The sequence below is a fragment of the Mycobacterium sp. 1245499.0 genome (assembly GCF_001673615.1).
GTDB classification, from domain to species: domain Bacteria; phylum Actinomycetota; class Actinomycetes; order Mycobacteriales; family Mycobacteriaceae; genus Mycobacterium; species Mycobacterium europaeum_A.
Map to the genome: position 1 here is coordinate 1 of NZ_LZMG01000358.1, position 9,635 is coordinate 9,635.

Here is a 9,635-nt window from a genome sequence, read left to right on the forward strand (position 1 = left end):
GACATCAGGTAGCCCGTCAGCGCGCCGGTCATCGCGGTCACGTCGTCGTACGCGGTCTGCACCAGCTGCGCGACCGGCTTGAGCGCCTCGTCGACGTTGTCGATGGTCGCCGTGATCTGTCCCGTCAGGAACTGCAGCGCCTGGCCCCGGTCGCGCACGATCTTGCGGAAGAAGAAGTCGAGCGCCTGGATGGCGGTGGTGCCCTCGTACAGCGAATCGATCTTGGAATCGCGGATGTACTGCTCGAGCGGATAGTCCTGCAGGAAGCCCGAACCGCCGAGCGTCTGCAGCGATTCGGTCAGCACCTCGTACGCCCGTTCCGAGCTCACGCCTTTGACGATCGGCAGCAGCAGATCGTCGATCCGGTGCGCCATTTCGTGATCGGCACCCGAAACACGTTGCGCCACAGCGTCATCCTGATGGGCGGCGGCATACATGTAGAGCGCGCGCAGGCCCTCCGCGTACGCCTTCTGCGTCATCAGGCTGCGACGCACGTCGGGATGGTGAATGATGGTGACCCGCGGCGCGGTCTTGTCCGACATCTGCGTCATGTCCGCACCCTGCACCCGCTCCTTGGCGAAGGCCAGCGCGTTCAGGTAACCCGTGGACAGCGTGCCGGCGGCTTTGACGCCGATCGTCATGCGCGCCTGCTCGATCACGGTGAACATCTGCGCGATACCCCGGTGCACGTCGCCGACCAGATACCCGACCGCGGGCACATCCGTTGCGCCGAAGGTCAATTCGCACGTGGGGGAGGATTTGAGGCCCATTTTGTGTTCCACCCCGGTGACGTACACGCCGTTGCGCGGGCCGAGCTCGAAGGTGTCCGGGTCGAACAGGAAGTTGGGCACGTAGAACAGGCTGAGCCCCTTGGTGCCCGGGCCGGCGCCCTCGGGGCGGGCCAGCACCAGATGGAAGATGTTCTCGGCGGTGTCACCCACGTCGCCGCCGGAGATGAACCGCTTGACGCCCTCGATGTGCCAAGTGCCGTCGGGTTGTTCGATGGCCTTGGCGCGCCCGGCGCCGACGTCGGAGCCCGCGTCGGGTTCGGTGAGCACCATGGTGGCCGCCCAGCCCCGCTCCACGCCTTCGGCGGCCCATCGCCGCTGCTGCTCGTTGCCCTCCAGGTACAACGCCTGAGACATGAACGGGCCCAGGCAAAAGAAATTCGCCGAAGGGTTGGCGCAGATCAGCATTTCGTTGACCGCCCACGCCAGCGGTGGTGGGGCGGGCATGCCGCCGATCTCCTCGGCCATGCCCAGCCGCCACCAGCCGGCCTCCTTGAGCGCGGCCACCGTCTTGACCAACTCGTCGGACACGGTGATTTTGTGCTCGGCCGGGTCGAACACGGGCGGATTGCGGTCGGCGAACGCGAAGGATTCGGCCACCGGGCCTTCGGCGAGGCGGGCGGCTTCGGCCAAGATCGTTTTGACCGTGTCCTCGTCGAGATCGCTGTAGCCGCCGGTGCCCAGGACGGCGCCGACATCGAGAACTTCGAACAGGTTGAATTCGATATCGCGGACGTTAGCGATGTAGTGGCCCAACGCGATTCCCTCACTGGTCCTCGAGGCGGCGGATCGTCAGGCACAGTCTGTCGGACGCGGGAAAACGTACGCAACCGTAACCAGCGGCGGTCCGCAGGCGGCACGCTGCCGCGCGCCGGGAACATCGCGTCGGCCCCGGGCGTTACGGCAAATGTGACAACACTTGATCTCACCGCTGAGAAGTTCAACGAAACCATCGAGGGCAACGACATCGTGCTCGTCGACTTCTGGGCGTCCTGGTGTGGTCCGTGCCGCCAGTTCGGTCCCACTTTCCAGGCGTCCTCGGAGAAGCACCCCGACATCGTGCACGCCAAGGTCGACACCGAGGCCGAACAACAGCTGGCGGCGGCCGCCCAGATCCGCTCCATCCCCACGCTGATGGCCTTCAAGAAGGGCAAACTGCTGTTCAACCAGCCCGGCGCGCTGCCGCCGGCCGCCCTGGAGGACCTGGTCGCGCAGGTCCGCGCGTTCGACGTCGACGCCGCTGAGGCCGGGCAGGGCGAATAGCCCCGCCGCGCTGCGCGCAGAAGCACGGTCGGCCACGCGCTAGGTTGCATGGGTGAGTTTGGTACTGGTAGACCACCCGCGGCCCGGCGTCGCGCTGATAACCCTGAACCGGCCCGAGCGGATGAACTCGATGGCTTTCGACGTCATGGTGCCGCTCAAGGAGGCCCTGGAAAAGGTCACCTACGACAATTCGGTGCGCGTGGTCGTGCTGACCGGCGCCGGTCGGGGCTTTTCCTCCGGCGCCGATCACAAGTCCGCGGGCTCGGTGCCCCACGTCGAGGGCCTGACCCGCCCCACCTATGCGCTGCGCTCCATGGAGATCCTCGACGAGGTCATCCTGGCGCTGCGCCGGCTGCACCAGCCGGTGATCGCCGCGGTCAACGGCCCCGCCATCGGCGGTGGGCTGTGCCTGGCGCTGGCCGCCGACATCCGGGTGGCCTCGACCAGCGCCTATTTCCGCGCCGCCGGCATCAACAACGGCCTGACCGCCAGTGAGCTGGGCCTGTCCTACCTGCTGCCGCGGGCCATTGGCTCGTCGCGCGCGTTCGAGATCATGCTGACCGGCCGCGACATCACCGCCGAGGAGGCCGAGCGCATCGGGCTGGTGTCCAACCAGGTGCCCGACGAGCAGCTGCTGGACACCTGCTACGCCATCGCCGCGCGGATAGCAGCCTTCTCCCGCCCGGGAATCGAGTTGACCAAGCGCACGCTGTGGAGTGGACTGGACGCCGGTAGCCTGGAAGGGCACATGCAAGCCGAAGGCTTGGGACAGCTATTCGTCCGCCTGCTCACCGCCAACTTCGAAGAAGCGGTTGCCGCGCGCGCAGAACGACGACCAGCGGTGTTCACCGACGACAAATAGGCGTCTTTTCCACAAGGAGAGCGATCGTGATCACGGCCACGGACCTCGAGGTCCGCGCTGGTGCGCGCATCCTGCTCTCACCGGACGGTCCCGACCTGCGCGTGCAGCCCGGCGACCGCATCGGGCTGGTGGGCCGCAACGGCGCCGGCAAGACCACCACCCTGCGCATCCTGGCGGGGGAGACCGAACCCTATGCCGGCGCGATCAACCGGGTCGGTGAAATCGGTTATCTGCCACAGGATCCCAAAGAGGGTGACCTCGACGTGCTGGCCCGCGACCGGGTCCTGTCGGCCCGCGGGCTCGACGTGTTGCTGACCGACCTGGAAAAGCAGCAGGCGCTGATGGCCGAGGTCGCCGACGACGACGCCCGCGACCGCGCGATCCGCCGCTACGGCCAGCTCGAGGAGCGTTTCGTCGCGCTGGGCGGCTACGGCGCGGAAAGCGAAGCCAGCCGCATCTGCGCGAGTCTCGGCCTGCCGGAACGGGTGCTGACGCAGCAGCTGCGCACCCTGTCCGGCGGACAGCGCCGCCGGGTGGAACTGGCCCGCATCCTGTTCGCCGCGTCCGAGGGCGGCGCGGGGATGTCGGGTTCGTCGACCACGCTGCTCCTCGACGAGCCGACCAACCACCTGGACGCGGATTCCATCGGCTGGCTGCGCGACTTCCTGCGCGCGCACACCGGCGGGCTGGTGATCATCAGCCACAACGTCGACTTGCTCGCCGACGTCGTCAACCGGGTCTGGTTCCTGGACGCGGTGCGCGGCGAGGTCGACGTGTACAACATGGGCTGGCAGAAGTACCTGGACGCGCGGGCCACCGACGAGCAGCGCCGCCGCCGGGAACGCGCGAACGCCGAACGCAAGGCCACCGCGCTGCGCTCGCAGGCCGCCAAGCTCGGCGCCAAAGCCACCAAAGCCGTTGCCGCACAGAACATGTTGCGTCGCGCCGACCGGATGATGGCCGCGCTCGACGACGAGCGGGTGGCCGACAAGGTGGCCCGCATCAAGTTTCCGAACCCGGCACCGTGCGGGCGCACACCGCTGGTGGCCACCGGCCTGAGCAAGTCCTACGGGTCGCTGGAGGTGTTCACCGGCGTCGATCTGGCGATCGACCGCGGCTCGCGGGTGGTGGTGCTGGGCCTCAACGGCGCCGGCAAGACCACGCTGCTGCGGATCCTGGCCGGCACCGAGGCCCCCGACACCGGAGGCCTCGAGCCCGGCCACGGGCTGCGGATCGGCTACTTCGCCCAGGAGCACGACACCCTCGACAACGATGCGACCGTGTGGGAGAACATCCGGCACGCCGCACCGGATTCCGGCGAGCAGGATCTGCGCGGCCTGCTGGGAGCGTTCATGTTCAGCGGCCCCCAGCTCGACCAGCCGGCGGGCACGCTGTCCGGTGGTGAGAAGACCCGGCTCGCGCTGGCCGGTTTGGTGGCTTCTACCGCCAATGTGCTGTTGCTCGACGAACCGACGAACAACCTCGATCCGGCCTCGCGCGAACAGGTGCTCGACGCGCTGCGCAGCTATCAGGGGGCGGTGGTCTTGGTAACGCACGACCCGGGCGCCGCCGAGGCCCTCGAGCCGCAGCGCGTCGTGCTGTTGCCCGACGGCACCGAGGACTTCTGGTCCGACGAATACTCCGATCTCATCGAGCTCGCCTGAGTGGATGGTTTTTGGCGAAAGCCGCCCGCGGCCGACAGTGGCTTCCTACTCTGGGTGCTTGCCATCGTGTCCCGGCGTCGGAGGAGCCATGAAGAGAACAGTGCAAAGGTCGGCCACGGCACGCGACCAGTTGCTCGACGAGCTGCGCCACGCCTACGAGGGTGGCGCCAGTATCCGCAGCCTGGTCGCCACGACCGGTAGGTCGTATGGGTCGATCCATAGCCTGCTGCGGGAGTCGGGCACCACGATGCGCAGCCGCGGCGGCCCCAACCGGACCGCCAAAACCGCGCGGGCGTAGCGTCACTGCGAAATCTCGTTTCCTTGTTCGCAGTGGCGTTACGATCGCTTCTCAAGAATCGTTGCGGCGCACCGAGTTTTCCACTAAATCGAGGACCGCGGATAGCCGCTGCGGATCCTCGCCGGATGCCGACCGGGCCACCAGGCCGTCGAGCACCAATTCCAGATAGCACTGCAGCACGTCGCCGGGCACGTCGTCGCGGACCCGGTGTGCCTCCATCTGCCGGCGCAGTCGATCGGTGGTGGCCGCCCGCAGCTCGGCGGAACGCTCCGCCCAGCCCTGGCTGAACGCGGGATCGTTGCGCAGTTTGCGCGCGATCTCCAATCTGGTTGCCAGCCAATCGAATTCGTCCGGCGTGGCCAGCATGTCGCGCATCACCTGGATGAGTCCCGCGCGCGAAGCCACGTCGGCCATCCGCTCGGCGTCCTCGTGGGCCAGCGCGAAGAACAGCGCGTCCTTGTCCCGGAAGTGGTGAAAGATCGCGCCGCGCGACATCCCGATCGCCTTCTCCAGCCGGCGCACGGTGGCCTGCTCGTAACCGTATTCGGCGAAGCAGCGGCGGGCGCCGTCGAGGATCTGGCGGCGGCGAGCCGCCAGATGGTCCTCGCTGACCTTTGGCATCAGGTGATCTGATCGGGTTGGGGTTAACCCGACTTGAGCATGTTGCGCAGCACGTACTGCAGGATGCCGCCGTTACGGTAGTAGTCGGCCTCTCCGGGGGTGTCGATGCGCACCACCGCGTCGAATTCGATTGCGTTTTTGTCGGCGTCCTTGCCGGCGGACTTGCTTGCCTTGACGTGCACGGTCTTCGGTGTCTTGCCGTCGTTGAGTTCCTCGATGCCGGTGATGTCGAACACCTCGGTGCCGTCGAGACCCAGATCCGCGGCGGACTTGCCATCGGGGAACTGCAACGGGATGACGCCCATGCCGATCAGGTTGGAGCGGTGAATCCGCTCGAACGACTCGGCGATCACCGCGCGAACGCCCAGCAGCCGGGTTCCCTTGGCGGCCCAGTCGCGCGACGAGCCCGACCCGTATTCCTTGCCGCCCAGCACCACCAGCGGAATGTCTTGTGCCGCATAGTTTTGCGCCGCGTCGTAGATGAACGCCTGGGGTCCGCCGTCCTGGGTGAAGTCGCGGGTATAGCCGCCGGACACGTCGTCGAGCAGCAGGTTGCGTAACCTGATGTTGGCGAAGGTGCCGCGGATCATCACCTCGTGGTTGCCGCGCCGCGAGCCGAAGGAGTTGTAGTCCTTGCGCTCCACGCCGTGCTCGTCGAGGTATTGCGCCGCCGGGGTGCCCGGCTTGATGCTGCTGGCGGGGGAGATGTGGTCGGTGGTCACCGAGTCGCCCAGCAGCGCCAGCACCCGGGCGCCGGTGATGTCGGTAACCGGCTCGGGCTCGGCCGGCATGCCCTCGAAGTACGGGGGCTTGCGCACATAGGTCGAATCCGCGTTCCACTCAAAGGTGTTGCCGCTCGGGGTCGGCAGGTTGCGCCAGCGCTCGTCGCCCTTGAACACGTCGGCGTAGTTCTTGGTGAACATCTCCTGGTTGATCGCCGACGCGATGGTGTCGGAAACGTCCTTCTGCGACGGCCAAATGTCTTTCAGGAAGACGTCATTGCCCTCCTTGTCCTGGCCCAGCGGCTGCTCGTCGAAGTCGAAGTCCATGGTGCCGGCCAGCGCGTAGGCCACCACCAGCGGCGGCGACGCCAGGTAGTTCATCTTGACGTCGGGGTTGATGCGGCCCTCGAAGTTCCGGTTCCCCGAGAGCACCGCGGTCACTGATAGGTCGTTGTCGTTGATGGCCTTCGAGATTTCCTCGGGCAGCGGACCGGAGTTGCCGATGCAGGTGGTGCACCCGTACCCGACCAGGTAGAACCCGAGCTTCTCCAGGTACGGCCACAGGCCGGCCTTGTCGTAGTAGTCGTTGACCACCTGCGAGCCGGGCGCCATGGTGGTCTTCACCCACGGCTTGGACGCGAGTCCCTTCTCAACGGCATTGCGCGCCAACAGCGCCGCGCCCAGCATCACCTCGGGGTTGGAGGTGTTGGTGCACGACGTGATCGCCGCGATCACCACCGCGCCGTGGTCGAGCACGAACTCGCCGCGCTCTTCGGAGCGCACCTGCACCGGATTGCTCGGCCGGCCCTTGGCGTGCGCGGCGGCCGACTGCACGACGGGCCGGTCATCCGCGTGGCCGTTCGAGACCGCGCCCGGGTCGCTGGCCGGGAAGGTCTCCTCGACCGACTCGTCCAGTTTCGAATAGCCCTGCTGGCCATCGTCGTTGCCGTCGACGTAGCTGAGGATCTGCTCGCGGAACGTGGACTTGGCTTCCGACAACTGGATTCGGTCCTGCGGGCGCTTGGGCCCGGCGATCGACGGCACCACCGTGGAGAGGTCGAGCTCGAGGTACTCGGAGAACACCGGCTCATGGTCGGGGTCGTGCCACATGCCCTGTTCTTTGGCGTACGCCTCCACCAGCGCCAGCTGCTCGTCGGTGCGACCGGTGAACTTCAGGTAGGAGATGGTCTCCTCGTCGATCGGGAAAATCGCTGCGGTGGAACCGAATTCGGGGCTCATGTTGCCCAGCGTGGCGCGGTTGGCCAGCGGCACCTCCGACACGCCCTTGCCGTAGAACTCGACGAACTTGCCGACGACGCCGTGCTTGCGCAGCATCTCGGTGACGGTCAGCACGACGTCGGTGGCGGTGACGCCCGCCTGGATCTCACCGGTCAGCTTGAAGCCGACCACTCGCGGGATCAGCATCGACACCGGCTGACCCAGCATCGCGGCCTCGGCCTCGATACCGCCGACGCCCCAGCCCAGCACGCCCAGGCCGTTGACCATCGTGGTGTGCGAGTCGGTGCCCACACACGTGTCGGGGTAGGCCACGCCGTCGCGCGACATCACCACGCTGGCCAGGTACTCGATGTTGACCTGGTGCACGATCCCGGTGCCCGGGGGCACCACCTTGAAGTCTTGGAACGCTCCCTGGCCCCAGCGCAGGAACTGGTAGCGCTCGCCGTTGCGCTCGTACTCGATCTCGACGTTGCGCTCGAACGCGTCGGCGGTGCCGAACAGGTCGGCGATCACGGAGTGGTCGATCACCAGGTCGGCGGGGGCGAGCGGGTTGACCTTGTCCGGTTTGCCGCCGAGGTCGCCGATGGCCTCGCGCATGGTGGCCAGGTCGACGATGCACGGCACCCCGGTGAAGTCCTGCATCACCACGCGGGCGGGCGTGTACTGGATCTCAATGCTGGGTTCCGCCTTGGGATCCCAGTTCGCGATGGCCTCGATGTGGTCCTTCGTGATGTTGCTGCCGTCCTCGTTGCGCAGCAGGTTTTCGGCCAGCACCTTGAGGCTGTAGGGCAGTTTCTCGGTGTTGGGGACGGCGTCGAGACGATAGATCTGGTAACTCTGGTCGCCGACTTGCAGCGTGTCGCGGGCTCCGAACGAATTCACAGAATCAGTCACTTCAACTCCCAGAGTCTTTAGTTCTCCCACCGCGACGGGCCGTGTCGGCGGTGCCGTGCCAACTTTAACAGTACGCTTGTCCTGCATTACGAGGGCACTCCTGACTTCAGTCTTGTCGCCGCGGCGGCCCGTTTAAACCCCATGTGCGCACCAATCCGTGCCGGGATAGGACGCGGGCGACCGCCATCGGCGCGGCGCGCGAACCGATATCGCGTACGGTGCCTCTAGCACTACCGCAGGAGGGACTTCATGACCGGTCAAGATTCGTTCGTCGGCCCGCTGCCGCAAACGGTTCCGTTCCTGCCCGCCTACATTCCGGTGGACGTCGACATGAACGTGGTCAAGTCCCAGGTCGCCGCCACCGGAGTCAGCGCCCCGCCCGCGGCGATGCCCGGACTGCTCGACGTGGTCAACCAGGCGCACGCCGAGGGCATCAACCTCAAGATCGTGCTGCTCGACCACAACCCCCCGAACGACACCCCATTGCGCGACATCTCGACGGTGGTGGGCGCGGACTATCACGATGCGACGGTCCTGACCCTTAGCCCGAGCTACGTCGGGAGCTACAGCACCCAGTTCGCGCGCGTGACGCTCGAGGCCGGCGAGGACAACGCGAAGACCGGCAATCCGGTGGTCTCCGCGCAGCATTTCCTGCACGAGCTCGACACGCCCGAGTTCCCCTGGACCGGCCTGACGATCTTCCTGTTGATCGCGGTCCTCGCGGCCGCCGTCGGCACCCGGTTGCTGCAGGTGCGCGGTAAGCGCGCAGCAACCTCGGGCGACGCCGCGGCAACCCCCGCCGCCGACACCAATACCACCGTCTAACTTCCGGTCTTCGTTTTCCGCGGTTCCTTCGGCGAGCCGCGGCGTGTCCTGCGGCAAACCAGTCAGGTCACCATTCGGTCACATTAAACGCACGTAGAGAGTGCGATTTCGGTGGAGCGTTTGCACGCCCATCGGTGTGACGTACGGTGCAAATGATGCTGGTGTTGTCTTTGGCGCCTTTCGGGGAACCTGTGGCTGGCGCCGCCCGTCGTGTTGAGCCGTAGGAGACCTGAGTCGAATGAGGGCGGCGAGGTTGTCGGCGGTGGGGTCGGCCTCCGCGAGGCCCGGCGTGGCGATCAGCAGGGCGAGGCTCAAAACGGAGGGAACGACGGGGCGCACCAGCCTTAAGGCCGGTCGCGCAGAAGACCCCCAGCGTGTGCGTCTCATTCGACTCAGGTCTCCTACGGCTCAACACGACGGGCGGCGCCAGCCACAGGTTCCCCGAAAGGCGCCAAAGCC

At 66.7% G+C, this 9,635-nt stretch carries 8 protein-coding genes; 5 read left to right on the forward strand and 3 right to left on the reverse strand.

Features of this window, described 5'->3' with window-relative positions:
* Window positions 1–1,544: acyl-CoA dehydrogenase family protein (locus A5646_RS22185; protein ID WP_067024212.1), on the reverse strand; the 1,544-nt coding region annotated here is incomplete at its 3' end.
* Between the two features lie 153 nt (window positions 1,545–1,697).
* On the opposite strand from A5646_RS22185, the gene trxA reads away from it, so the two are divergent.
* The 4 genes from trxA (at window position 1,698) to A5646_RS22205 (ending at window position 4,875) form a co-directional block, all read left to right on the forward strand.
* A complete protein-coding gene (gene trxA / locus A5646_RS22190; protein WP_066868658.1) occupies window positions 1,698–2,051 on the forward strand; it encodes a thioredoxin in 354 nt (117 codons plus the stop codon).
* Window positions 2,052–2,103: 52 nt separating this feature from the next.
* Window positions 2,104–2,913: an enoyl-CoA hydratase gene (locus A5646_RS22195; RefSeq protein WP_066877090.1), complete on the forward strand. Its 810-nt coding sequence runs from the start codon at window positions 2,104–2,106 to the stop codon at window positions 2,911–2,913.
* A gap of 26 nt (window positions 2,914–2,939) precedes the next feature.
* Window positions 2,940–4,577, forward strand: coding sequence for an ABC-F family ATP-binding cassette domain-containing protein (locus A5646_RS22200; RefSeq protein WP_066868654.1), 1,638 nt, complete (start codon window positions 2,940–2,942; stop codon window positions 4,575–4,577).
* A gap of 88 nt (window positions 4,578–4,665) precedes the next feature.
* Window positions 4,666–4,875, forward strand: coding sequence for a helix-turn-helix domain-containing protein (locus A5646_RS22205; protein ID WP_369806982.1), 210 nt, complete (start codon window positions 4,666–4,668; stop codon window positions 4,873–4,875).
* Between the two features lie 51 nt (window positions 4,876–4,926).
* Here the strand turns inward: A5646_RS22205 and A5646_RS22210 are convergent, their stop codons facing one another.
* Window positions 4,927–5,496: a TetR/AcrR family transcriptional regulator gene (locus tag A5646_RS22210; protein ID WP_066881147.1), complete on the reverse strand. Its 570-nt coding sequence runs from the start codon at window positions 5,494–5,496 to the stop codon at window positions 4,927–4,929.
* 23 nt (window positions 5,497–5,519) lie between these two features.
* The gene (locus tag A5646_RS22215; protein ID WP_067024215.1) at window positions 5,520–8,351 is read right to left on the reverse strand and encodes an aconitate hydratase; all 2,832 of its coding nucleotides are present in this window, start codon (window positions 8,349–8,351) and stop codon (window positions 5,520–5,522) included.
* A gap of 249 nt (window positions 8,352–8,600) precedes the next feature.
* Here A5646_RS22215 and A5646_RS22220 point away from each other — a divergent pair, with 249 nt between their 5' ends.
* Complete coding sequence (locus tag A5646_RS22220; protein WP_066868646.1) at window positions 8,601–9,176, forward strand: DUF6676 family protein; 576 nt, start codon at window positions 8,601–8,603, stop codon at window positions 9,174–9,176.
* Window positions 9,177–9,635 lie beyond the last annotated feature (459 nt).

Coding starts and splice junctions, on each gene's coding strand:
- A5646_RS22205 (WP_369806982.1), top strand. CDS start 4,666: ATGAAGAGAACAGTGCAAAGGTCGGCCACGGCACGCGACCAGTTGCTC.
- A5646_RS22210 (WP_066881147.1), bottom strand. CDS start 5,496: ATGCCAAAGGTCAGCGAGGACCATCTGGCGGCTCGCCGCCGCCAGATC.
- A5646_RS22220 (WP_066868646.1), top strand. CDS start 8,601: ATGACCGGTCAAGATTCGTTCGTCGGCCCGCTGCCGCAAACGGTTCCG.